General features: G+C 73.5%; 18 protein-coding genes. 12 read left to right on the plus strand and 6 right to left on the minus strand.

Going from position 1 to position 23,239, the window contains the following annotated elements; translation table 11 throughout:
- Nucleotides 1-242 precede the first annotated feature (242 nt).
- Nucleotides 243-812, plus strand: coding sequence for a PH domain-containing protein (locus HDA43_RS27955; RefSeq protein ID WP_312873578.1), 570 nt, complete (start codon nt 243-245; stop codon nt 810-812).
- A gap of 254 nt (nt 813-1,066) precedes the next feature.
- Nucleotides 1,067-2,632 carry a PH domain-containing protein gene (locus HDA43_RS27960; protein ID WP_179826967.1) on the plus strand — a complete coding sequence of 522 codons (1,566 nt, stop codon included), beginning with the start codon at nt 1,067-1,069 and terminating at the stop codon, nt 2,630-2,632.
- A 67-nt stretch (nt 2,633-2,699) separates the two neighbouring features.
- Here HDA43_RS27960 and sepH read toward each other — a convergent pair whose 3' ends face one another.
- A complete protein-coding gene (sepH, locus tag HDA43_RS27965; protein WP_179826969.1) occupies nt 2,700-4,337 on the minus strand; it encodes a septation protein SepH in 1,638 nt (545 codons plus the stop codon).
- Between the two features lie 574 nt (nt 4,338-4,911).
- Here sepH and HDA43_RS27970 point away from each other — a divergent pair.
- The gene (locus tag HDA43_RS27970; RefSeq protein WP_179826970.1) at nt 4,912-6,123 is read left to right on the plus strand and encodes a hypothetical protein; all 1,212 of its coding nucleotides are present in this window, start codon (nt 4,912-4,914) and stop codon (nt 6,121-6,123) included.
- Between the two features lie 105 nt (nt 6,124-6,228).
- Here the strand turns inward: HDA43_RS27970 and HDA43_RS27975 are convergent, their stop codons facing one another.
- Complete coding sequence (locus HDA43_RS27975) at nt 6,229-7,545, minus strand: D-arabinono-1,4-lactone oxidase (protein WP_179826971.1); 1,317 nt, start codon at nt 7,543-7,545, stop codon at nt 6,229-6,231.
- Between the two features lie 86 nt (nt 7,546-7,631).
- The gene (locus HDA43_RS27980) at nt 7,632-8,828 is read right to left on the minus strand and encodes an MFS transporter (protein WP_179826972.1); all 1,197 of its coding nucleotides are present in this window, start codon (nt 8,826-8,828) and stop codon (nt 7,632-7,634) included.
- Nucleotides 8,829-8,953: 125 nt separating this feature from the next.
- Between HDA43_RS27980 and HDA43_RS27985 the strand changes: the two genes are divergently transcribed.
- The gene (locus HDA43_RS27985; protein WP_312873579.1) at nt 8,954-10,261 is read left to right on the plus strand and encodes a lytic transglycosylase domain-containing protein; all 1,308 of its coding nucleotides are present in this window, start codon (nt 8,954-8,956) and stop codon (nt 10,259-10,261) included.
- Nucleotides 10,262-10,363: 102 nt separating this feature from the next.
- Here the strand turns inward: HDA43_RS27985 and HDA43_RS27990 are convergent, their stop codons facing one another.
- On the minus strand, nt 10,364-11,344 hold the full coding sequence (locus tag HDA43_RS27990; RefSeq protein ID WP_218912664.1) for a ferrochelatase: 981 nt from the start codon (nt 11,342-11,344) through the stop codon (nt 10,364-10,366).
- Between the two features lie 229 nt (nt 11,345-11,573).
- On the opposite strand from HDA43_RS27990, the gene HDA43_RS27995 reads away from it, so the two are divergent.
- Both HDA43_RS27995 and HDA43_RS28000 read left to right on the plus strand, forming a co-directional pair.
- Nucleotides 11,574-13,535: a S9 family peptidase gene (locus HDA43_RS27995; RefSeq protein WP_179826974.1), complete on the plus strand. Its 1,962-nt coding sequence runs from the start codon at nt 11,574-11,576 to the stop codon at nt 13,533-13,535.
- Between the two features lie 71 nt (nt 13,536-13,606).
- Nucleotides 13,607-14,401: an inositol monophosphatase family protein gene (locus tag HDA43_RS28000; protein WP_179826975.1), complete on the plus strand. Its 795-nt coding sequence runs from the start codon at nt 13,607-13,609 to the stop codon at nt 14,399-14,401.
- A 128-nt stretch (nt 14,402-14,529) separates the two neighbouring features.
- Here the strand turns inward: HDA43_RS28000 and fliE are convergent, their stop codons facing one another.
- Complete coding sequence (gene fliE / locus HDA43_RS28005) at nt 14,530-14,694, minus strand: flagellar hook-basal body complex protein FliE (RefSeq protein ID WP_179826976.1); 165 nt, start codon at nt 14,692-14,694, stop codon at nt 14,530-14,532.
- Nucleotides 14,695-14,913: 219 nt separating this feature from the next.
- Here fliE and HDA43_RS28010 point away from each other — a divergent pair, with 219 nt between their 5' ends.
- The 5 genes from HDA43_RS28010 (at nt 14,914) to HDA43_RS28030 (ending at nt 19,873) form a co-directional block, all read left to right on the plus strand.
- Complete coding sequence (locus HDA43_RS28010; protein WP_179826978.1) at nt 14,914-15,567, plus strand: response regulator transcription factor; 654 nt, start codon at nt 14,914-14,916, stop codon at nt 15,565-15,567.
- A gap of 80 nt (nt 15,568-15,647) precedes the next feature.
- Nucleotides 15,648-16,985 (plus strand): sensor histidine kinase, encoded by a 1,338-nt coding sequence (locus tag HDA43_RS28015; protein WP_179826980.1) that lies wholly within the window; start codon nt 15,648-15,650, stop codon nt 16,983-16,985.
- Between the two features lie 267 nt (nt 16,986-17,252).
- Nucleotides 17,253-17,552 (plus strand): DUF4193 domain-containing protein, encoded by a 300-nt coding sequence (locus tag HDA43_RS28020; RefSeq protein WP_179826982.1) that lies wholly within the window; start codon nt 17,253-17,255, stop codon nt 17,550-17,552.
- Between the two features lie 85 nt (nt 17,553-17,637).
- A complete protein-coding gene (locus HDA43_RS28025) occupies nt 17,638-18,444 on the plus strand; it encodes a hypothetical protein (RefSeq protein WP_179826984.1) in 807 nt (268 codons plus the stop codon).
- A 52-nt stretch (nt 18,445-18,496) separates the two neighbouring features.
- On the plus strand, nt 18,497-19,873 hold the full coding sequence (locus HDA43_RS28030; protein WP_179826986.1) for an alpha,alpha-trehalose-phosphate synthase (UDP-forming): 1,377 nt from the start codon (nt 18,497-18,499) through the stop codon (nt 19,871-19,873).
- Between the two features lie 135 nt (nt 19,874-20,008).
- Here the strand turns inward: HDA43_RS28030 and HDA43_RS28035 are convergent, their stop codons facing one another.
- Nucleotides 20,009-20,311, minus strand: coding sequence for a DUF4235 domain-containing protein (locus tag HDA43_RS28035; RefSeq protein WP_179826987.1), 303 nt, complete (start codon nt 20,309-20,311; stop codon nt 20,009-20,011).
- Between the two features lie 84 nt (nt 20,312-20,395).
- Between HDA43_RS28035 and valS the strand changes: the two genes are divergently transcribed.
- Nucleotides 20,396-22,951, plus strand: a complete 2,556-nt coding sequence (gene valS, locus HDA43_RS28040; protein WP_179826988.1) for a valine--tRNA ligase — start codon at nt 20,396-20,398, stop codon at nt 22,949-22,951.
- Nucleotides 22,952-23,239: the final 288 nt, after the last annotated feature.

Below are 23,239 nucleotides of genomic sequence, written 5' to 3' on the forward strand. Positions count from 1 at the left end.
CCCGCCCTTCTCGTCGTTCCGGCGGGCACCACGATGCACCGGGCCGCTGACACCCCCCTGATCCCGCGCCCGGCCGGGAGAGGAGCCGCTGACATACCGCTGACACGGCCCGCCGGCCCGCCGGTCCGCCGGCACCGCACGGGCCACCGCCGCCGGACGCCCGCGGCTCCCCTCCCGGCCCTCTCCCGGTCCCCTCACGGACGAATCCACCCGGGACGGAGCGACCCCTTAGGCTGGGCGGTGTGAGCGACCGAACCGAGCAGCGCGGTGACACCGCGGGAGCCGGATCCCTCCCCGGACAGGTGCCGCTGCGGCCCCCGGCCAACCCGGTGTCCCGCAAGGCCATCGTGATGTGGCTGCTGGACGGGCTCTTCTGGTCGGTGCTGCTGGTCGGCGGCGCCTTCCTCCTGTCCGGGTGGATCGGCGACGGCCGGTGGTCCTGGCTGCCGGAGTGGCTGGCCGACGGCGCCGGATGGCTGCCCGCGCTGACAGCGGTGCTCGTCGTGCCCGCCGCGCTCGCCGAGCCGTTCTGGCGCTACGCCGTGCACCGGTGGGAGCTCAGCGGTGACGTGGTCTACGCCCGCTCGGGGTGGATCGACCGGCAGTGGACGTTCGTGCCGGTCAGCCGCATACAGACGGTCGACAAGAAGCAGGGCACGCTGGAGCGTGTGCTCGGCCTGGCGACGGTGGACATCCGCACCGCCTCGCACGCGGGGTCGTCCACGATCAAGGGCCTCGACTACGGCGTCGCGGCCGCGCTGGCCGAGAGGCTCGCCCAGCGGGCCGAGGAGCTGAGGGACGACGCCACGTGACCGGTCTCCCCGACCCGCCGGACCGGCCCGGCGACCCGTCCGCCGACCCGCACGCCGGCCCGAGCGCTGATCCGCCGGCCGATCCCTCCGCCGGTCCGCACGCCGGACCCTCCCGGGAAGACCCCGGCCCGCACGCCGCGCCGGGACTCCGCGCGTACGGCCCGCCGCCGGTCGGCGCGTCTGCCGGCCCGGCGCCCGCCGGCCCGTCTGCCGGTCCGCCGCTTGCCGGTCCGTCCCTGAGGCTCAGCCCCCGGGTGCTGCTGACCGAGCCGATCCGCACCCTGCCCTCGCTCCTGCTGCCGCTGACCGGCGTCCTGTTCCTCGGCGGGTTCTCGTCCGGTTCGTTCGGCTGGGCGGCCTTCGGCCTCGTCGGGTCGGTCCTGTACGCCGTCGTCCGCTGGGCCACCTTCACCTACCAGGTCATCGGGGACAGGCTGGAGCTCACCCGTGCCCTGATCGGCAGGTCGGTACGGACCATCCCGCTGGAGCGCATCCGCGGCGTCGACGTCAGCAGCCCGCCGCTGCACCGCCTGCTCGGACTCGCCGTACTGAGGATCGACACCGGCGCCGGCGGGTCCAAGCAGGAGGGCGAGCTCGACGGGGTGACGCTCGTGGAGGCCGAGCGCCTCAAGGCCGCCCTGCTCTGGCACGCCCGTGCGCGGGCGGCGCGCCGCGCCGGAGCCCGGGGGACGGTCGCCGCCCACGGGGACGGTCCCCCGGGGGCGGCGGTCACCGTCCCCGCCGGGCCGTTCCCGGGCACCCCGGAGCCCGCCGGGCCGTCGCCGGCCGCGGCCGTCCCGCCGGTGCGTCATCGGACCGGGGAGACGCTCCCCGAGCGGGTGCTGTTCGTGGTGCCCCGCAGGTGGCTGGCCTACGGTCCCCTCTCCGGCTCCTACCTGCTGACCCCGTTCGCGTTCGTGGCGGGCGCGGCCGGCCTGGCGTTCCAGTGGGGTTCCGAGCTGAGGATCGACGGCAGGATCGTGGTCGGCGCCGGAGAGTGGCTGTGGGGTCACCCCCTCCTCCTCGGCGGCGCGCTGGTGGTGCTGGTGCTCGCCATGCCGGTGCTCGGCGCCGCGATGTACGCCGTGTTCAACTGGGATTTCACCCTGCGCGCCAGGGACGGCTACCTCGTCGCCGAGCGCGGCCTGCTGACCCGCAGGAGCGTGTCCCTGGAGCGGCGCAGGGTGCGCGGGTTCGAGCTGGTCGAGGGGCTCGCCGAACGCTGGGCCGGGGTCGCCCGCGCCTGGGCGATCGTGACCGGGCTGGGCGACTCCGGGACCCGGGGGCAGCTGCTGTCCGTGATCCCGCGCCGGGCCGCGCTGGACGTGGTGCGCGAGGCGGTCGGCCCGATCCTGACCGGGTTGCGGCCGCACCCGCCGGTCGCGCGCCGCCGCCGCCTGTTCCGGGCGGTCTTCCCCTGGCTGGTGGCCGCCGCCTGCGCCGCGGTCGCCGCCCGGTCCTGGCCGCCGCTGTGGTGGGCGGTGGCGGCGGCCCTCGTTCTCGCGGTCCTGGGCGTCCCCCTCGGCCTCGACCGCTACCGTTCCCTGGGCCACACCCACGAGGGAGGGCGGCTGTCGGTCCGTTCGGGGTCCCTGCGCCGCTCTCAGGTGGTGATCGAGGAGCGCGCCGTGGTCGGCTGGACGCTGCGCCAGACGTGGTTCCAGCGGCGCGCCGGCGTGCTGACCGTGGTCGCCGGGGTGGGGGCGGGCAGCGGAGGTTACGCCGCGATCGACGTCGGCGAGGCCCAGGGGGTGGCCTTCGCCGCCGAGGTCACGCCGGCCTGGCTCGCCCCGTTCACCGAGGACGCCCCGCCCTCCTGACCCGGTACGGCGAACGGCGAGGCGGGGGTGACCGGACCGGTCACCCCCGCCTCGTCCCGCGTCGCGGTCAGTCCTGGCGCCGGGCGCCGAACATGATCTCGTCCCAGGTCGGCACCGACGCGCGCCGCCCCCTGGCCTTCTTCGCCGGCCGGGCCGGCGCGGGCTTGGGCGAGGCGGGCGGAGCCGGTGGAGCGGGCGGCGGAGTGGGCGGATCCGCGGGCTTCTCGGCCGGCGGCTCCTTCACCGCCGCGGCCGGCCGCGGCTCCTCCTGCGCCGGTTCGGCCCGCGAGCCCCTGTCGAGGCTGACGCGCGCCGCGGGCACCGCTATCGGGGCGTCGGCGACCGGCTCAGGCCGGGGTTCCTCCTCCTTCGCCGCCGGGGCGGCCGGGGTGGGCTCCGCGGGAGCGGCCTCGGATCCGCCGGTTCCGGCGTCCGGTGCGGGCTCCGGCGCCGGGGCGGCCTTCGGCTCCTCCGCCGCGGCCGGTCCGTCGGCCGCGGGCTCGCCGGCCTCCGCGACCTCGGCTCCGGCGGAGCCGGCCCCGGAGGGTCCGGGCGTGCCGGATCCGGGGACGGCCGTGATCTGCGGGGACTGCGGCGTGGGGGCGGGGGCGAAGATCTCCGGTGCGCCGGTCTCCGCGGCGGGCTCGGCGGTGCCGGCTCGCCCGGGTCCCGTCGCCTCCGGAGCCTCTGCGGGTTTCGCGGCCTCCGAGGGCTCCGCGGGCTTCGTGAGCTCCGTGGACCTCGCGGGTTCCGTGAGCTCCGTGAGCTCCGCGGGCTTGGGGAGCTCCGGCGGCTCGGCGGGCCGTACCCGGATCACGGGCGTGACCGAGCCGGGCTCGGGCAGCCGGACCGGCTCGTAGGAGTCCGGGGCTCGCAGCGGCGGCACCGTCGGCCTGGGCGGGTCGAACCCGGCCGGGATCGGCGGCATCGGCGGCTGCTCGTACGGCACCGGCTCGGCGCGCGCGGCCGGCGGCTCGGCCTCGTCCGGCTCCGGCGCGTCGTTCCGCACGACGGAGGGGAACGACACCGGCGGCTGGCTCAGCGGCTCGGACGTCAGCGGCGGCACCGGCGCGAGCTTGGCCACGCGCGGCACGAACGGGGTGACCGTCGCGTCCTCGACCGGTTCGGTGTAGTCGCCGGACGACAGGCGCATGGCCTCGTCGTCGTGCGGGGTGATGTGCCGCCTGCGCGGATCGAAGATCCACTCAGCCCTGCGGGTGTGGCCGTTCCATACGAAACCGAGCTTGATCCGCCACAGGTTGTCGTCCCTCTTGGCCGAGTCCCAGTCGATCTCGTCGGCGGGCACGCCGCGACGGGTCAACCGCTCGGCGACCAGCTCGCCGAGGGTGGGACCGGGAGCGGAGTCGCCCGGCAATCGCACGGCGCAGCGTTGCGCCTGCTGAGCCATGTACTCGCGTTCCTGGAGTACGGGGCCCTCGAACCACCGCACCCGCTCGACCGGGATGCCCGCCGTGGCGGCGATCTCCTCCGCGGTCTCGCCGGCGCGGATCCGGGCCTGGATCTCCTTGGGGCGCAACGGACTCTCCACTTCGATCTCGTACTGGCCGAGACGGGAGAAGTTGCCGCGGACGGCAGCGCGGAGCCGGTCGTCGACGGGCAGCGTGAACCGGGTGCCCCGGCCGGCCGTGGCCAGCACGAGGTAGGTTCCGTCCTCACTCACCGCGACGAGTCGGAGCTCCTGCATGCGAGTCCCTTCGTCGTCGTGCTCAATCTTCCCCCGGACCCTTGAGTCTCTCGCGTGTGCCGGTTGCCTGCCAGCACCGTACCCGGCATGTCCGAACATCGCCTTCCTGGATGGGGGTCGCAGCGATGTGACGCCGGTCACATTTGCTCCATTCATCAACTTACAGGCCACCGGGATGGAGCAGCGGGTTTGAAGTGTCCCAATGGATTCTCTCCGATCAACGAGAGCACCGCCGGGAACTTGGGGCAAGTGCCGGAAGGACGGGCGAAGACCGTGCCGCCCGCCCTCGGACGGGCGCGCCGGCGAGGGGCGCCCGAGGGGCGGGCCGGGCCGGCCCGGCCGTCACCGGCGGTGGCGATTATGGCACCCGGTGTGGCGTGAAGCGATGGCGGGCCTGGTTGGCGGGAGAATGTCATCTCCGGCGGACTCCCTCGGGGTCGAGCGACGCGGGGCTCTGCGAATCTGCCTGTCGCACAGGTCACAGGAACAACAGGACACGCGGATGCGTCATTCTTCGGGGGAGCCTTTACGTACCCCTTTACCGAAAGCTCGTGAGAAGGGACTGAATCGGGGAATGGGCGGCGAGCAGAGGTTCGATCTGAGCCTGCCGCAGATCATCGGGGGAGCCCTGGCCACGATGACGGCGGCGGTGGCCGCCTCGTACCTCGGGGTCGCGGGAACGGTCATCGGCGCCGCCGTGATGAGCGTGGGCAGCACGGTCGGCGGCGCCGTCTACACCCATTACCTGAAGCGGACCGGCAGCCACCTGCCGTTCCTGTCCCGGCAGGAGGCCGGCGACGACCCGCCGAAGAAGGTCGAGGGCAACGGGGAGCTGGCGACGGCGGCGCTGGCCACCGTGCGCGAGGCCCCCGCGCGGCCGTCCGGCGGGGTCTCCGCGGCGTCGAGCGGTGAGACCCTCGCGGCGCCGTACGGCGAGACCCGCGCGTGGCGCTCCGGCGGGTCCGCCGGAGCGGATCCGGACGCCCCGACCTCGCTGATGCCGGCCGTTGCGACCTACGAGGGGGCCGGCCTCCGGGGCGGGGCCGGGACCCGGGAGGAGACCGGAGGCCCGGACGGCGACACCGGGGACGTCGGCGCGCTGGAGGACCTCGTCGTGGTGGACGTCGATCCCGCAACGGCCGAGATCCCGGCGGCCGCGCCCGACACGGCGGAGCTGTCCAGGATCACCGCCGAGCTGCCCGCCGCCGTGTCCACGGCCGCGGCCGGTACGGCCGGTCCTCCCGGGAACACGACCGTCCTGCCCGCCGTCGCCGGGCACCCCGGGGGTGACGGCGGGCCCGGCCGGGCCCGGGTCTGGATGCTGGCCGCGACGGCGGTGATCACGTTCGCGGTGAGCATGGGCGCGATCCTGGGCTTCGAGAAGGCCACCGGCCAGCCCGTGGCGAGCACCGTCAAGGGCGAGCGGAGCTCGGGCACGAGCTTCAACCCCGGGCCCGTGGTGCGGCGCGAGGAGGTCCCCCCGGCGCGGGAGCGGGCGCCCAGGCCGTCCGATTCGGTTTCGGAGACGGCCCCGCGGACGACCCCGGAGCCGACCGCGACCCTGGAGCCGGACCGGACCGAGCAGCCGGGGACCGGCGCCACGCCGGAGCCGACCGCCCCGGTGACCCCGAGCCAGGCTCCGACCACGAGCCCCACCCAGGTCGAGCCGTCCCCGGAGCCCACCGGGAACCCGACCGGTTCGCAGGCCCCCGCCGAGACGGACGCCCCCGCCCAGGAGGACGTCCAGGGCGGGGAGGTCGGGCAGGTGGCCCCGGCCGGGGAGTGACGCCGCGCGGCCGGTCCCCACGCGGGACCGGCCGCGCCCGCCGGCCCGCTCGCATCCGTCGGCCCGCCCGCACCGGCCGGGCGACGGCTCGATCCGGGACGGCTCTCAGCCCAGGACGGTGTCCAGGTAGTCGTTGGCGAACACCCGGCCCGGGTCGAGCGCGTCCCGCAGCGCCCGGAAGTCGGCGAACCGCGGGTAGACCGAGGACAGGTAGGCCGCGTCCCGGGTGTGCAGCTTGCCCCAGTGCGGGCGGCCGCCGAGCCCGGTCATGATCTCCTCGACCTCCTCGAAGTAGGCCGGGTTGGGCGTCGGCCGGTAGACGTGGCAGGCGATGTACGCCGACGGCCTGCCGTACGCGGTGGACAGCCACGCACCGGAGGGCGGGGTGACCCGGACCTCGATCGGGAAGGTGATCCCCCAGCCGCGCCGCTCGATGAGGTCGCGCGTCTCGCGCAGCGCCCGGCCGAGGTGCTCGCGCGGGATCGCGTACTCCATCTCCAGGAACCGCACCTCCCGCACGGTGGCGAAGATCCGGTAGGAGGCGTCGGTGCGGGTGGAGGCGCTCAGCGCCGCGGCGGAGACCGTGTTGAGCCGGGGGATCAGGCCGGGGAGCCGCGCGCCGAGCGCGCACAGCGCGCCGAAGGCGGTGTTCTCCAGGAACCTCTCGTCCAGCCAGCGCCGGAACCCGCCCGGCGGATCGGCCGGCCCCGGGGCGCGGTTGTTGCGCTTGACCAGGCAGGCGTCGGTGTGCGGCAGCCAGTAGAAGTCCAGGTGGTCGTTCTCCGAGGCCAGCTCGTCGAGCGAGTCGAGGACGGCGCCGAGCGCCATCGGCCGCCGGACGCCGCGCAGCAGGAACGACGGCTCGACCCGGAAGGTGAGCGCGGTCACCACGCCGAGCGCGCCCAGCCCCACCCGGGCCGCGTCGAAGAGGTCCTGCTCGCTCACCCCTTCACGGATCTTCCCCTGCCCGCCGTCGCGCACGGTGACGATCTCGCCGTCGGCGAGCACCAGTTCCATGGCGGTCACCTGGTCGGCGAGCCCGCCGCTGTGCCGTCCGGTGCCGTGGGTGCCGGTCTGCACCGCACCGGCCAGGGTCTGGGCGGTGATGTCGCCCATGTTGGCCAGGGCCAGGCCCCTGCGGTGCAGCTCCTCGTTGAACGCGGCGAGGGTCGTCCCGGCCGCGGCCGTCACCTCTCCGTCGCCGGTCTCGCGGATCCCGGTCAGCGCGCCCGGCCGCAGCAGCATCCCGTCGGTCAGGGCCACCCCGGTGAAGGAGTGCCCGGAGCCGACCATGCGCACCCGGCGCCCCGCGGCGGCGGCGTCCCGTACGGCGCGGGCCACCTCCTCCGCCGAGGCGGGGGTGCGGACCTCCGCGGGCGTGGCGGACTGGTTCCCGGCCCAGTTACGGAATGCCTCGCTCATGCTTCTCGCTCCTCGCCCGCCGGCGGGCGGGCGAGGTCACGCCGCGGCCGCCGGCTCACCTCTCCGACCGTGAACATGAACGATACTCACGATTTTGGCCGGGCAACAGGGGTTCGCAGCCAGGCGGAACCGGTGGCGCCGATGGCCGCGGCCAGCAGCGCGCAGCCGAGAGAGAACACGTAGGCGTTCGACGCGCCGAACGCGTCGGTGAGCCGCCCGCCCGCCCAGGCCCCGAGCGCCACGCCGAGCCCGACGGAGGTGGAGATCCAGGCCATGCCCTCGGTCAGCAGGGCGGGCGGCACCAGCCGTTCGACGAGCGAGTAGCCGGTGATGACCGTCGGGGAGATGGCCGTCCCGGCGACGAACAGCGCCACCGCCATGAGCCTCGGGTCGCCGATCAGGGCGGGCGGGACCATCCCGGCCGCGAACACCGCCAGCGCGCGGGCGAACCGGCTGCGCAGCGTGATCCTCCACCGCCGCGCGCCGTACCAGAGCCCGGAGAACATGCTCCCGGCGGCGAAGGCGGCGAGCAGCAGCCCGGCCGCGGGCTTGACGCCGCGCTCGTCGGCGAACGCGACCGTGATCAGGTCGACCGACCCGAACACCGCGCCCATCGCGCAGAACGCGGCCGACATCAGGGCGACCCCGGGGATCGTGATCGGGCTGCCCGCGCCCCCGCCCGCCGGGCGGACGGGCGGCTCGGTGCCGCGCTGCGCGGCGAAGGCGAGCGTGCCCACGACCGTGCAGGTCAGCGCGACCACCAGGCCGGCGTACGGGTTCACCATCGTGGCCAGGGCGGTGACCAGCGCCGGTCCGGCCACGAAGACGACCTCGTCGGCGACGGACTCGAACGAGAACGCGGCGTGCAGCAGATCGGTCCCGGCCAGCAGGTGCGACCAGCGGGCCCGCACCAGCGAGCCGAGCGACACCGCGGTCGCGCCGGTCGCGACGCCGGCGGCGAACAGGGCCCACCGGGGGACCGTGGGCCCCGCGCAGAACATCAGGCCGGTCAGCGCGGCGCCGTGCGCCAGCACGAACGGCACGATTACCCTTGCCTGGCCGAACCTGTCCACCAGGCGTCCCGACAGGGGAGCGGCGACGGCGTAGGAGAGGTTGACGGTGGCGGCGACCGCCCCCGCCATGGCGTAGGAGCCGGTGAGCGTCTGGATGAGCAGCACGACGCCGATGCCGAGCATCGACATGGGCATCCGCCCGACGAAGCCCGCGACGACGAACCCCTTGGCCCCGGGCATGCCGAACAACCCTCGATACAGCCCGGCCACCCTCGGCACCCCTCCCCGTTTTTCCGGCGTCGATCGTACCGAGGATTTCCCGGCGACCCGTCCGGAGGAAAGCCATTTTCCGGACCGTGTCCCACTCCCGGCGTCTTGGAACTAATGTGAGCGCGGTGTCGCATGTTCCCCGGATGGGGGCGTTCGTCGCGGTGCTCGCCGCCGTGGTCGCCCTCGCGGTCGCCGGCGCCGCGGTGTTCCTCGCCACCCGCCCCGCCGAGCCCCTCACCGTCACCGCCGCCGAGTCCGAGGTCAGGGACCTGACCAGCCTGGTCCCGCAACCCGTGAACCGGCCCGCCGGGGAACAGGCCCGGTCCCAGGTCCAGGACCAGGACCGGAGCCGGCCACAGGACCGGGACCGGACCCCGGAGGCCAGGCCCACCCCGGCCGCCACCGGCGGGCCCGGCATCACCCTCACTCCGCCCCGGCTGCTCGTGGTCTCCCAGACGACGCTGCCCGAGAGGACCAAGGCCGACATCTCCCGCCTCAGGAACGTCCAGAAGATCGACTCCTTCGACGGCGGCGCGGTCAAGATCTCCGGGACGGGCCTCAACCTGCTCGCGGTCGACACCGCCCGCTTCCGCGCCTGGGCGCCGAAGGCCGTGGCCGCCCAGCCCGCGGTGTGGGAGGCGCTGGACCGGGGCGAGCTCGTCGCCGACGGCGCCGCGGCGCAACGGCTCGGCCTGGTCCTCGGCGCGCACTACCAGGTGGACGGCGGCCCGCTGCTGCGGGTCGCGGCCTCGGCGCGGTTCGGCCTGCCCGGCGTGGACGGCCTGGTGGGCGCCGAGACCGGCCGCCGCCTCGGCCTCCTCCCCGGCGTGGTGCTGCTGGTGAACGGCCCGGAGAACACCTCGGCCAAGCTGGGCTCCCTGGTGCGCAGGCTGGCCGGAGGGGGCACGCAGGTGATCACCCTGGGCAGCGCCCGCGCCGCGAGGCCGGCCACCGCCAAGCCGCCGACCGGCGAGAACGGCGGCAAGGGTGAAACCGGGACCGGGACCGCCTCCACCGAGAACGTCTCCGCCGCCCGGCGTGTGCAGGTCGGGCGGCCCGGCAGCTACCTGGATCTGTACCGCAGGGCCGCCGCGGTCTGCCCCGGCCTGTCCTGGACCGTCCTGGCCGCGATCGGCCAGGTGGAGAGCTCGCACGGGCGCAACAACGGGCCCTCCTCGGCCGGCGCGCAGGGGCCGATGCAGTTCATGCCCGCCACCTGGAAGACCTACGGGGTCGACGGCGACGGCGACGGGGTCGCCGACATCTGGAGCCCGTACGACGCCGTCCCGGGCGCGGCCAACTACCTGTGCGCCAACGGCGCCGGGCAGGGCGGCAAGAAGCTGGAGAAGGCCGTCTGGTTCTACAACCACTCCTGGGCCTACGTCTCCAAGGTCATGTCGATCGCCCAGGCCTACGCCCGCACCTACCCCTGACCCCCGGCCGGCCCGCGGCGGGCCGGCCCACGCCCGCGGAAGGCCCCGGCCGCGGATCGCCGTACGACGGTCCCGTACGGGGTCCCGTACGGCGGCCCGCGCCTACCTGGCCTCGCCCGCCGTGGCGGGGCGGCGGAGCGGCGCCGGGCAGCAGCCGGGCGGGCAGCGGGCGGGCTCCGGCTCGGCCAGCAGCTCGCCCACCATCGAGACGAACCGCGGGTGGGTGCCGGCGGTGGCGGCCCTGACCAGCGGCAGGCCGATCTCCTTCGCCGTCTCCGCCGCCTCCACGTCGAGGTCGTAGACGACCTCCATGTGGTCGGAGACGAACCCGATCGGCACCAGCACCGCGGCCGGGGCGTCGAGCACCCGCAGGTGGTCGCAGACGTCGGGCTCCAGCCACGGGATGTGCGGGGCGCCGCTGCGGCTCTGCCACACCAGGTCCCACGGGCGGTCCCCGCCCAGCTCGGCGGCGACCAGGGCGGCCGTCCTGCGCAGCTGCGCCTCGTAGGCGCCGCCGTTCGGCCCGGCGGTCCTGGCCATCGACAGCGGGATGCTGTGGGCGGTGAAGACCAGCCGCGCGGAGTCGCGCAGACCGGCGGGGAGCCGCTCCAGGGCCTCGCGGGTGTGGTCGGCCATCGCCGCGACGAACCCGGGGTGGTCGAAGTAGTGGCGCAGCTTGACGACCTCGGGCGCGCCCTCGACCGCGGCCCTGGCCAGCGCGATGTCGTCGAGGTACTGCCGGCAGGCCGAGTAGGAGCTGTAGGCCGCGGTGACGAAGGCGGCGGCCTTGCGGACGCCGTCGGCGGCCATCCGCCGGAGCGTGTCCTCAAGATAGGGATGCCAGTTGCGGTTGCCCCAGTAGACCGGGATGTCGAGCGTCGGCTCGACGGCGGCGATCAGGTCGCGGCACTGCTGGTTGATCGGGCTGGCCCCGCCGAAGCGCTGGTAGTGCGCCTCGACCTCCAGCAGCCGCTCGCGCGGGATCCCCCGGCCCCGCACGACGTTCTCCAGAAACGGCATCACGTCGTCCGGCTTCTCCGGGCCGCCGAACGACACGACGAGAAGTGCGTCGTAAGTCCCCATGGCATTCATCAAACCGCATGCCGGGAAGTCCTTCCGCATGGTCACACCGGGGATTCGGGTCGGGGCGCCCTCCCGGACGCCCTCCGGGGAGTCTTCTCCGTCACATTCCGTCCCCTTCCCTCTTTTCACCGCGTCTTCCGGGGCGACCCGCGGGCGTCCCGCCGGATGAGGGGGTATCCGGTCCGGGGGGAGACGGGAGTAGGTTCGGACCGTGACTCCTTTCAGCGACATGCGTGACTATGTCGGCACTCCCAGGCTGGTGTCCCTCCGCCTCTCCCCCGATGGATCCCGCCTCGCCGGCGTGGTCCAGGCCCTCAACCCCGACGGCAGGTCCTACGGGACGTCCCTGTGGGAGATCCCCCTCGACGGGGGCGCGCCGTACCGGCTGACCAGGTCGGCCAAGGGCGAGAGCGGAGCGGAGTTCACCGCCGGGGGCGACCTGCTCTTCGGCTCGCGCCGTCCCGACCCGGCCGTCAAGGACCCCGACGAGGAGGCGCCCGCGCTGTGGCTGCTGCCCGCGGGCGGCGGCGAGGCGCGGCAGGTCGCCTCCCGGCCCGGCGGCGTGGCCGGGTTCGCCACCGGCGGGCGGACGGTGGTCTTCACCGCCGACGTGCTGCCCGGCGACGAGGCCACCGAGGACGAGCGGCGCAAGAGCCGCAAGGACGCCGGGGTCAGCGCGATCCTGCACGAGAGCGCCCCGGTGCGCTACTGGGACCACGACCTCGGCCCCGGCGAGACGCGGCTGTTCGCCGGCGCGCTCGGCGACGACCGGCTGACCGGGGTCAGGGACCTCACCCCGCAGCCGGGCAAGGCCCTGGGCAACGCCTCCTACGACGTGACGCCGGACGGCTCGGCGGTGGTGACCACCTGGGAGGTGCCGCGGCCCGGCGGCGACGTCCACTCCCGGCTCGTCGTGATCGGGACGTCCGGCGACGACGCCCCGCGCGTCCTCGCCGAGGAGGAGGACCACGACTTCGACGGCCCGGTCCGGGTCTCGCCCGACGGCCGCCTGGTCGCGTGCGCCCGCGCCCGCCGCGCCGACGGCGGCGACATCCCCGAGATCACCCTGTGGATCGTCGACCTCGCCACCGGCGAGGGTCACGCCGCCGGCGGCGGCCTGTGGCCGTCCGACGTCGTCTGGGCGCCCGACTCCCGCTCGCTGTACGTCGCCGCCGACCACCAGGGCCGCCGCCCCGTCTTCCGGGTCCCGGCCGACGGGTCGGAGCCGGTCCGGCTCACCGCCGACGACGGCGCCTACCTGTCGCTCGGCGCCGCGCCCGACGGCTCGGTCTACGCGCTGCGCAGCGCCGTGGACTCGCCCGCCCGCCCGGTGCGGATCACCCCCGGCGGCGAGATCGAGGAGCTGGCCTCACCGGTGCCCGTGCCGGAGCTGCCCGGCACCCTGACCGAGGTCACCGCGACCGCCGACGACGGCGCGACGATCCGGGCCTGGCTGGTGCTGCCCCGGGGCGCCTCGGCGGAGAACCCGGCGCCGTTCCTGCTGTGGATCCACGGCGGCCCGCTGTCGAGCTGGAACGACTGGTCCTGGCGGTGGAACCCGTGGATCATGGCGGAGCGCGGCTACGCCGTGCTGCTGCCGGACCCGTGCCTGTCCACCGGCTACGGCCCCGAGATGATCCGCCGGGGCTGGGCGAACTGGGGGCCGCGCACCCACGCCGACCTGATGACGATCACCGACGCCGCGCTGGAGCTGCCCGAGGTCGACGAGACCAGGACGGCGGCCATGGGCGGCTCGTTCGGCGGTTACATGGCCAACTGGGTCGCCGGGCACACCGACCGGTTCGCCGCGATCGTCACCCACGCCTCGCTGTGGCACCTGGACCAGTTCGCCGGCACGACCGACGCGCCGATGTACTGGCAGCGCGAGTTCGGCGCCCTGGGCGGCGAGCTGTACGACGCGCTCTCCCCGCACCTGTCGCTGGAGAGGATCTCCACGCCGATGCTGGTCATCCACGGCGACAAGGACTACCGGGTGCCGATCGCCGAGGGCCTGCGGCTGTGGTGGGACCTGCAGCGTTCCGACGTCGAGTCGAAGTTCCTGTACTTCCCCGACGAGAACCACTGGATCCTCAAGCCCGGCAACGTGGTCGCCTGGTACGAGACGGTCCTCGCCTTCCTGTCGCAGCACGTGCTGGGCCAGGAGTGGAAGCGGCCGGAGTCGCTGGCGTGAGGACGGACGACGGCCCCGGTACGGCGGGCCACAGCGGATGAGCGGCGAGTGAACGAGGAGGGGGGCAGGCCATGGAGACCTTCGTGACCTTCGCCCAGCTGGCCGAGGAGATCGCCCGGGAGGCCGGGGAGATGCTCACGGCCAAGCGGCCGGCCCGGCCGGAGGTGCTGGCCACCAAGTCCAGCCCGACCGACGTGGTGACCGCGCTGGACCGGGCATCGGAGGAGCTGATCCGCACCAGGATCAGGGCCGTCCGGCCCGACGACGCGATCCTCGGCGAGGAGGGCGGCTCGACCGGCGACGGCCGGGTCCGCTGGATCGTCGACCCCATCGACGGGACGGTCAACTTCCTGTACGGCCTGCCCGAGTGGGCGGTCAGCATCGCCGTCGAGGTCGACGGGGAGGTCGTCGCGGGCGCGGTCAACGTCGTGCCCCGGGGCGAGGTCTTCACCGCGGCCAGGGGCGAGGGCGCGTGGCTGGCGGGGGAGCGGCTGCGCTGCAACACCGGCGTGCCGCTGGACCGCGCGCTGATCGCCACAGGGTTCGGCTACGACGCCGGGCGGCGCAGGGTGCAGGCCGAGGTGCTGGCCGGGGTGCTGCCCGCCGTACGCGACATCCGGCGGGGCGGATCGGCCGCGGCCGACCTGTGCTCGGTGGCGGCCGGGCGGGTGGACGGCTACTACGAGCGCGGCCCGCAGGCGTGGGACTACTCGGCCGGGGGTCTCGTCGCCGTCGAGGCCGGGGCCAGGATCGGCGGGCTGAACGGCCGGCCGCACGGCCCCGGGCTCACGATCTGCGCGGCGCCGGGCCTGTTCGAGGAGTTGCACGACCTGCTGGCGCCGCTGGACCCGGAGCGCGACGCCTGAGAGTCCCGCCCGCCGGACCCGGCGCGCGACGCCTGAAATCGCCCGCGTCCGGGACGGACGTGAAGGAGCCCCCGGCCGGTCGGCCGGGGGCTCCTTCCACATCGGTGCCGGATCAATGCCGGATCACGTCAGTGCCGGATGTGGACTCCGTTGTCCGTCGCCAGGCGGTGGAGATCCTCGATCTCGGCGGTGAAGGTGTCGGCGAGGTACTGATCGCCCGTGGACTCGGCTTCGTGGAGGTTCTTGTACGCCTGGTCGAGGCGATTTTCGATCGTGGAGGAGAACTCGCCCATCTCACCTTCTTTCTCAGCGGGGATGAAGGACTGGGTCTGCAGGGGACTGGCCTTCAGCCGTACCCACCCCTCGCATCGCGTTAAACCTCAATGTGGGATACATCACGCACGGTGGTTATCGTGACAACGGGCTTACCGCCGGCTTACGGGGGGAGTGCTCACAATGGGGGGCCGTTCCGGCGGCTTGTTCATCGACGTCACGGGGAGGGACCAGAAGCCGTGCGGGTGCTTGTGGTGGAGGACGAGCGGGTGCTCGCCGACGCGATCGCGACGGGGCTGCGGCGTGAGGCCATGGCCGTGGACGTGGCCTACGACGGCGCCGCGGCGCTGGAACGGACCGGCTACATCGACTACGACGTCATCGTCCTGGACCGGGACCTGCCGAAGGTCCACGGGGACGAGGTCTGCCGCCGCCTGGTGGCCGAGCGGACCTCCTCGCGGATCCTGATGCTCACCGCCTCCGGTGACGTCGACGACAAGGTCGAGGGGCTGGGGCTGGGCGCCGACGACTACCTCGCCAAGCCGTTCGTGTTCATCGAGCTGGTCGCCCGGGTGCGGGCGCTGGGCCGCCGCTCGGCGCCGGCGCTGCCGCCGGTCCTGGAGCGCTCCGGCGTCCGCCTGGACCCGGGCAAGCGGCTGGTGACCAGGAACGGCGAGGAGATCTCGCTCACGAAGAAGGAGTTCGCGGTCCTGGAGGAGCTGATGCGCGCCGAGGGCGCCGTGGTCAGCCAGGAGGACCTGCTGGACAAGGCATGGGACGAGAACATCGACCCGTTCACCAACGTGGTGCGCGTCACCATGATGACCCTGAGGAAGAAGCTGGGCGAGCCTCAGGTCATCGAGACGGTGCCCGGGGTGGGATACCGGCTGTGAGCGCCCCGGCAGGCGGCGGAGCGGAACGCCCCTCGGGCGTCCCGGGGGACGACGCGCGTCTTTCCGCTCCCACCCACCCGATGATCAGCCCTCACTCCGCGCGGGGGGCGCGGCGCGAGGAGGAGACGCCGCAGGCCGGTCCCGGGCAGGGCGGGCAGACGCCGCCACAGGCCGGTCCCGGGCGGAACGGGCAGGCCCCGCCGCCGCAGGGCCCGCCGGTGTGGGACGGGCCGCCGCCGGCCGGCGCCGCCCCGGCGCGCGGCGGCCCGCTGGAGCGGGCGCGGGCGCTCTTCGACCGGATCAGCATCCGCTGGCGCCTCACCATCACCTACGGCCTGCTGTTCTTCCTGGCCGGGATGCTGCTGGTCTTCGTCATCTACATGATGGTCGGCTGGGCCATCAACGAGGCCTGGCCCGGCGTCAGCCTGCCCGACGCGCCGCTGGCCTACGAGCAGCGCTTCCAGCAGGAGTGGCTGTGGTGGAAGCACGCCGCGATCGACGAGGCGCGCGAGGCCCTGCTCAGCCGTACGCTCCTCGCCCTGGTGGGGGTGGGCATCCTGGCGATCGTCATCGGCTACGTCGTCGCCGACCGGGCGCTGCGCCCGATCCAGCAGATGACCGCGACGGCCCGCAGGCTGTCGGGCAGCACGCTGGCCCACGAGCGGATCGCGCTCAAGGGCCCCGACGACGAGCTCAAAGAGCTGGCGGACACCTTCGACGCGATGCTGACCAGGCTCAATGTGGCGTTCGACACACAGCGAAGGTTCGTGGCCAACGCCTCCCACGAGCTGCGGACCCCGCTGACGATCAACCGGACCGTCCTGGAGATCGCGCTGGGCGACCCGGAGGCGTCGGAGGACCTCAAGGCGCTGGGCCGCACGCTGCTGGAGGTCAACGCGCGCAACGAGCGCCTGATCGAGGGTCTGCTGCTGCTGGCCCGCAGCGAGCGCGAGCTCAGCGTGCGAAAGCCGGTGGACATGCGGGACGTGGCGCGTACCGCCGTCGAGCAGCTCGCCCCGGTGGCCGAGGCGGCCGGCGTGACGATCTCCACCGAGCTTCAGAAGGCCGAAACGCTGGGCGATCCGGTGCTGCTGGAGCGGTGCGTGTCCAACCTCGTGGAGAACGCCATCAAACACAATCTCTCCGACTCCGGCCATTTGTGGGTCAGGGCGGGAATTGTGGAGGGCGTCCTGATTGTTCAGGTGGCCAACACGGGGCCGCACGTGCCCGCGTACGAGGTGAACAGCCTGTTCGAGCCGTTCCGGCGGCTCAACGCCGACCGGGTCGACTCTTCCAAGGGGGCCGGGCTCGGGCTGTCGATCGTGCGCGCGGTCGTGCGGGCTCACGGAGGCGACGTGACCGCCGTCCCCAGGGACGGAGGAGGTCTCGTGGTGACCGTGAGACTCCAGCCAGGGTGATCCGGCGGGGGGCGTCTCGCTCACGCCGTACATGTGGTTGGATGTGCCGTCGAACACGGTGGCTCATACCGCCGATGCTGTGGTTTACGCCATATTCGGCTAACCATGGCCATGGGCAGTAGGTACCTCACGTGTGGGGAGGTTCAGTGACCATTCCGACGGGGTACCGATGCAAAGTCTCTTCGTCGGATTGGGCACAAGTCGTGCCTCTCAGACGTTACACGCGCGAACGGCGCAGAAGAGAGATGAGGGGGATGGAGCAAACCGATGGCTACTGATTACGACAGCCCACGCAAGACCGACGACGACCTCAACGAGGACAGTCTTCAGGAACTGCAGGCACGCCGTACGGACAAGTCCTCGGGCAGCATCGACATCGACGAGACCGACCTCGCCGAGTCGCTGGAACTGCCCGGCGCCGACCTGTCCAACGAGGAGCTCTCGCTCCGGGTGATTCCTCGTCAGGCCGACGAGTTCACCTGCGCGCGCTGCTTCCTCGTGCACCACCGCAGCCAGCTCGCCACCGAGAAGAACGGCCAGCAGATCTGCCGGGAGTGCGCGGCCTGACGATCGTTCCGATGGCCTGTCCGAGGTGTGTTCTCCCCTGGAAGGGTAAGTGCGCGCCAGGACGGCCTTGAGGAGGTTCCGCGACATGACTTCGAAGAGCGGCAAGACCGGTGGGTCGCCGGAGGACCCCGCGATCGCGGGGAAGACCGGCGCACCGGAGCGGGAAGTGGCGGAGATCGTCGGCAGGCTCACCGAGCCTGGTGACATTGAGGGCGCCGAGCGGCGACGGCTGCTCGGCCGCCTGTCCGCGGCGCTGTCCGCGGGAGCGAAGAACGCCAAGGCGTCGGGTGAGGGCCGGGGACGCTGGCTGGCCGACGTGTTCGTGTCCGTGGCCCCCCGGATCCCCATCCGCGACCTCGCCACCCTCTCCGAGCACCATCACGGGCTCACCGCCGAGGCCCTGGCCGACGACCTGGTCCGCACGGCGGGCAAGGCGACCATGACGGTCGGCGCGATCGGCGGAGCCCTCGCGGCGGCCGAGTTCGCCGCACCGCCCCTTCTGCTCTCCGCCCCCGCCCAGCTCGTGGCCGAGACCCTCGTCGTGGCGGCCATCGAGGTCAAGCTCCTCGCCGAGCTCCACGAGGTGTACGGCGTGCACATCCCCGGCAACGGCGCCCAGCGGGCCGTGGCGTTCGTCAACGCCTGGTCCAAGCAGCGCGGCGTCGACCCCATGGCCCCCGGCTCGGTCACCCTCGCCCTCGGCGCGGCGGCCAAGACCGCCCTGCGCAACCGGCTGATGCGCACGCTCGGCCGCCATCTGACCACCCTCGGACCCTTCCTGACCGGCGCCGTGGCCGGCGGCGCCCTCAACCGTGCCGCGACCCGCAAGCTCGCCGAGGTCGTACGCGCCGACCTGAGAAGCCGCCACGAACTCCCTCCCGCTAAGTCATAAAAAGTCCCCAACTGGGTAGTTGTTACAGCAAACCAACTATCTGGAGGATTTTGTGCGGGGCCGCAGTTCGTTTTTGATCGTCGCAAATCGCCTTCCCGTCGATCGGGTGGGGGAGGGGACGTGGCGGCGCAGCCCTGGCGGACTGGTCACCGCGATCGCTCCGGTCCTCCAGCGCCGGGAGGGCGCCTGGATCGGCTGGCCCGGATCCCCCGACGAGCGTCTCAACCCCTTCGACCACGACGGCATGCACCTCATCCCCGTGCCGCTGTCGGCGTCGGAGGTCGAGCTCTACTACGAGGGCTTCTCCAACGCCACGCTGTGGCCCCTCTACCACGACGTGGTCGCCCCCCCGGTCTACTCGCGCGTGCTGTGGGACGCCTACCGCACGGTCAACGAGCGCTTCGCCCGTGCCGCCGCCGAGGAGGCGGCCGAGAACGCGGTCGTGTGGATCCAGGACTACCAGCTCCAGCTGGTCCCCGCCATGCTGCGCGAGCTCCGCCCGGACCTGCGCATCGGCTTCTTCCTGCACATCCCCTTCCCGCCGGGCGAGCTGTTCTACCAGCTCCCCTGGCGGCGGGAGCTGCTGGAGGGACTCCTCGGCGCCGACCTGGTCGGCTTCCAGCGCCCCGGCGGCGCGTCCAACTTCATCCGGCTCTGCCGCCGCCTGCTGGGCCTTGCGCACCAGAAGAACGAGATCCACCTGGAGGACGGCCGGGTGGTGCGCGCCGCGGCCTTCCCCATCTCGGTCGACTTCGGCGAGTTCGACTCCCTGGTCCGCCAGCCCCACATCGTGGAGCGCGCCAAAGAGATCCGCTCCGAGCTGGGCGACCCGGAGTGCGTGCTGCTCGGCGTCGACCGGCTCGACTACACCAAGGGCATCGGCCAGCGGCTCAAGGCGTTCGGCGAGCTGCTCCACGAGGGCTCCATCAAGCCCGGGGAGGCGGCGTTCGTGCAGATCGCCACCCCGAGCCGGGAGCGGGTCGAGGAGTACATGCGGCTGCGCGACTCCATCGAGCTGCAGGTCGGCCGGATCAACGGCGAGCAGGGGGAGCTGGGCATGCAGCCGGTGCAGTACATGCACCAGTCCTACGGCCGCGACGAGCTGGCCGCGCTCTACCTCGCCGCCGACGTCATGGTGGTGACGCCGCTGCGCGACGGGATGAACCTGGTCGCCAAGGAGTACATCTCCTGCCGCCACGACCTGCGCGGCGCGCTGGTGCTCAGCGAGTTCGCCGGGGCGGCCGACGAGCTGCGGCAGGCGTTCCTGGCCAACCCCTACGACATCGACGGCCTCAAGCGGGCCATGCTGGCCGCGATGCGGGCCACGCCGCACGACCTGTCGCGGCGGATGCGCTCGATGCGCCGCCGGATCTCGACCTACGACGTGGACCGCTGGGCGAAGGAGTTCCTCGCCGACCTGGAGTCCTGACCCCGCCCCCGGCCCGTCCGCCCCGCCTCGCGCACCCGGCCGCCCGCGCCCGCCGTACGGCGGGCCGGGACGCCCGCGCACCCGCCGTACGGATTCCCCCGCGGGGAGCCCGTACGGCGGCCGCGCGGGGGCGGGTCAGGAGACGGCGTCCCGCGCGGCGGTCTTCACGGCCTTCCAGGCGTCGTAGCGCTTCCTGGCGGCGCGGCCCGCGATGATCTGCGCCACCTGCATGCCCACGCCCATCACGATGGCGTAGCCGATCGCCTCGCTGAGGTCGATGTCGAGCGACTCGGTGTCCATCGGGGGCTTCCTGCCGGTCGCCTTCTCCCAGGCGAACCCGATGGCCTTGCGCGCGACGAAGGCCGTCGCAAGGCCCACCAGGCCGCCGATGGCCCGCCACGCCATGTCCTGCTGCTGCTTATCGCTTTTGCCCGGCATGTGCTCCCTGCCTTTGTATCGCTTTGCAGAAGAACACTAACCCTCTCCATCGCGGGGACGCGTGAAGCCATACCATGGGGAGGCATGACACACCAGCGATCACGCCATGCGGCCATGCCCGGGAAGCCGACTCTCGACGGGCTGGAATCCGTATGGGTAACCCGCTGGGAGGCCGAGGGGACGTACCGCTTCGACAGGTCACGCGGCCGGGAGGAGATCTACTCGATCGACACCCCGCCCCCGACCGTCTCCGGATCCCTGCACGTCGGCCATGTCTTCTCCTACACCCACACCGACGCGATCGCCCGCTTCCAGCGCATGCGCGGCCGCGAGGTCTTCTACCCCATGGGCTGGGACGACAACGGCCTGCCCACCGAGCGCCGGGTGCAGAACCACTTCGGCGTGCGCTGCGACCCCTCCATCCCCTACGACCCCGCCTTCCGCCCGCCGGCCGACCCCGACCCGAAGCGGCAGGTGCCGATCTCGCGCCGCAACTTCATCGAGCTGTGCGAGCGGCTCACCATCGAGGACGAGAAGGCGTTCGAGGAGCTGTGGCGGCGCCTGGGCCTGTCGGTCGACTGGTCGCTGACCTACGCCACCATCGACGGCGGCGCGCGGGCCGCCTCCCAGCGCGGATTCCTGCGCAACCTCGCCCGCGGCGAGGCCTACCTCGCCGAGGCGCCCACGCTGTGGGACGTCACCTTCCGCACGGCCGTCGCCCAGGCCGAGCTGGAGGACCGCGAGCACCCCGGCGCCTTCCACCGGATCGCCTTCACCGCCGCCCCCGGGAGCCCGGCCGCCGGGCAGCGCGTCTGGATCGAGACGACCCGGCCCGAGCTGCTGCCCGCCTGCGTGGCGCTGGTCGCCCACCCCGACGACGAGCGCTACCGCCCGCTGTTCGGTGCCACCGTCGTCACGCCGCTGTTCGGCGTCGAGGTGCCGGTGCTGCCCCACCACCTGGCCGAGCCGGGCAAGGGCTCCGGCATCGCGATGGTCTGCACCTTCGGTGACGTCACCGACATCACCTGGTGGCGCGAGCTGAACCTCCCCACCCGCCCGGTCATCGGCCGGGACGGCAGGCTGCTGCCCGAGCCGCCCGCCGGCGTCCCGGCCGGGCCGTACGGCGAGCTGGCCGGCCGGACCGTCCACGGCGCCCGGGAGCGGGTCGTGGAGCTGCTGCGGGCGTCGGGCGAGATGGACGGCGAGCCCCGGCCGGTGAGGCGCCCGGTGAAGTTCTACGAGAAGGGCGACCGCCCGCTGGAGATCGTCACCACCCGCCAGTGGTACGTCCGCAACGGCGGGCGCGACGCCGGGCTGCGCGAGGCGCTGCTGGCGCGCGGGCGGGAGCTGGCCTGGCATCCGGAACGGATGAGGGTCCGCTACGAGTCCTGGGTGGAGGGCCTGGCGGGTGACTGGCTGATCTCCCGGCAGCGGTTCTTCGGCGTGCCGATCCCGGTGTGGTACCCCCTCGACGCCGCGGGCGAGCCCGACCACCTCCGGCCGATCCTGCCGGAGGAGTCCATGCTGCCCATCGACCCCGAGAGCGACGTGCCGCCCGGCTACACCGAGGACCAGCGCGGCAAGGCGGGGGGCTTCACCGCGGACCCGGACGTCATGGACACCTGGGCCACCTCCTCGCTGAGCCCGCAGATCGCGGGCGGCTGGGGCATCGACGACGAGCTGTTCGGCAAGGTCTTCCCGATGGACCTGCGCCCGCAGGCCCACGAGATCATCCGGACCTGGCTGTTCTCCACCGTGGTCCGCGCGCACCTGGAGCACGGCGCCCTGCCCTGGCGCAACGCCGCCATCTCCGGCTGGATCCTCGACCCCGACCGCAAGAAGATGTCCAAGTCGGTGGGCAACGTCGTCACCCCGCTGGGCCTGCTGGAGCAGTACGGCTCCGACGCGGTCCGCTACTGGGCGGCGAGCGGCCGGCCGGGCACCGACACCGCGTTCGACGTCGGGCAGATCAAGGTCGGACGCCGCCTGGCGATCAAGATCCTGAACGCCTCGAAGTTCATCCTGGGCCTGGGCGAGGCCGGGGACGGGCGGGAGGACGGCGGGGCCGCCGAGGTCACCGAGCCGGTGGACCTGTCGATGCTCGCCCGCCTGTCGCAGGTGGTCGGCGAGGCCACCGAGGCGTTCGAGTCCTACGACTACACCCGCGCGCTGGAGCGGACCGAGCGGTTCTTCTGGGAGTTCTGCGACGACTACCTGGAGCTGGTCAAGAACCGCGCCTACGGCGAGGGCGGTCCCGCCCGCTCGGCCCGCGCGGCGCTGCGCGAGGCCCTCGACGTCCTGCTGCGGCTGTTCGCGCCCTTCCTGCCGTTCGTCACCGAGGAGGTCTGGTCCTGGTGGCGCGAGGGCTCGGTGCACCGGGCGGCCTGGCCCGAGGCCCGCGAGACGGGCGGCCTGCCCGACCTGCTGCCGGCGGTGGCGGCGGTCCTCGGCCGCGTCCGCAAGGCCAAGTCCGACGCCAGGCTCTCGATGCGCGCCGAGGTCTCCCGGCTGACCGTCACCGGCGCCCAGGCCGACCTGGTGCGGCAGGCCCAGGACGACCTGTGCGGCGCGGGCGCCGTCGAGGAGTTCGTGCTGGAGGCCGCCGAGGGCGACCTGACGGTGGAGGTCGTCCTCACCTGAGCCCACGGGAATCTGTCCCCCGCGTCGGGCGGTCCTGCCGTACGGTCGAGGTGCGGACAGGTCAGGGCAGGCGAGGGGAGGACGGCGCATGACGCCAGGGTGCGGCAGCTGCAACTGCTACCTCGAGGACAGAGTGATCTCCCGGCCGCCGGGAGAACGCTGATCCGGTGCCCGCGAGGGGAGGCCCGGTGTCCCGCCGGGCCTCCCCTTTGCCGTTCCTTGACCCGTCCCTTCCGACTCCGGGCGTTGACCATGCGCGCCGCAGGCCGTGACGTGACAGTCTGGAAT

The sequence above is a fragment of the Streptosporangium sandarakinum genome (assembly GCF_013409935.1).
In the GTDB taxonomy this organism is placed as follows: Bacteria; Actinomycetota; Actinomycetes; order Streptosporangiales; family Streptosporangiaceae; genus Streptosporangium; species Streptosporangium nondiastaticum.